The 1,180-nt window shown below is 59.9% G+C and carries 1 protein-coding gene; it reads left to right on the top strand.

Features of this window, described 5'->3' with window-relative positions; genetic code table 11:
• Positions 1-184 precede the first annotated feature (184 nt).
• Positions 185-1,180, top strand: a 996-nt coding sequence (locus DMP08_RS12280; RefSeq protein ID WP_123193157.1) for an IS1249 family transposase, incomplete at its 3' end; no start/stop codon positions are given.

Here is a 1,180-nt window from a genome sequence, read left to right as displayed (position 1 = left end):
GGGTTATAGGCAGAAATGTGTGTCTGGTTTTGTGCATATACCCTGATGAACCACCGGAAAATCGGGTTTTAAATTTCTGGCCGCTTTTTAACCGCCCGGCAGGAATGTGTGTCCGGTTACGACTTGACACCGCAGGTCGGGCACCGGAGATGCCGTGTTTAAATTCCCGTGATTCAATTATGGGATGAAAACCATGAGATGCCCTGCGTGCGGGGGCGCTATGAAGCGCAACGGGAAGACGAGCGCCGGTACCACGAGGTGGCGCTGCAAGTCTTGCGGTGCGTCGACCACGCAAAGATACGACAAGGCGGCAAAGCTTCTCGAATCGTTTCTCGACTGGCTGCTCTCGAAGAGAACCCAAGCAGAATTCGACATGCCGGCTCGAACGTTCAGGAGCCATACCTCCCGTTTCTGGCAGATATGGCCCGTGGCCCCCATCTGCGACGAGACGCATCATGTCGTCCATGTCGACGGGATATGGCTCGGACGAGTTGCGGTGATCCTCATCGCCTGCACGCAAGACCACGTCGTAGGCTGGCATCTTGCTCGAAGCGAGCATTCGCAAGCCTGGGGAGCGCTCATGGCCCGCATAGCGCCTCCTGACGCAGTCGTGACCGACGGCGGGGAAGGCTTCGAGAAAGCGCGCAGGGCCGTTTGGCCCGACACCCGCGTGCAAAGGTGCACGTTCCATGCATTCGAGCAGGTCAAACGGCAGACCACTGCACGCCCGAAGCTTCAGGCGGGAGCGGAGCTCTACGGAATCGCCAGAGACCTCTTGCACGTGGGAGACCTCAATGGCGCGGCCGCGTGGCTCGCGTCTTTCTCCAACTGGTGCACGAGCTGGGAAAGCTTCCTGAGCGAGAGAACCGTCATCGACGGAAGGAGCCAGTTCAAACACGAGCGCCTGCGCAAAGCGAGGAGGGGCCTCGAGAAGCTCGCCCGCGCGGGAACGCTCTTCACCTACCTAGATGAAGAGTTGGTCGAAGGAGGGCCCGTTCCCGCAACCAACAACAGGATAGAGGGCGGAGTGAACAGGCAGCTGAGAGTCGTCCTGAACGAGCACCGGGGGCTTCGGCTCGACAGGCGCATAAAGGCGGTGTTCTGGTGGTGCTACATGCATACCGAATGCCTCATGGCCCCTGCCGACATCCTGCGGGAGATGCCCACCGACGCGACGATC

It is taken from the genome of Paraeggerthella hongkongensis, assembly GCF_003726035.1.
Lineage (GTDB): Bacteria > Actinomycetota > Coriobacteriia > Coriobacteriales > Eggerthellaceae > Paraeggerthella > Paraeggerthella hongkongensis.
The sequence above is the reverse complement of the archived record's forward strand: the minus strand, read 5'-3'. Positions and strand labels throughout refer to the sequence as shown.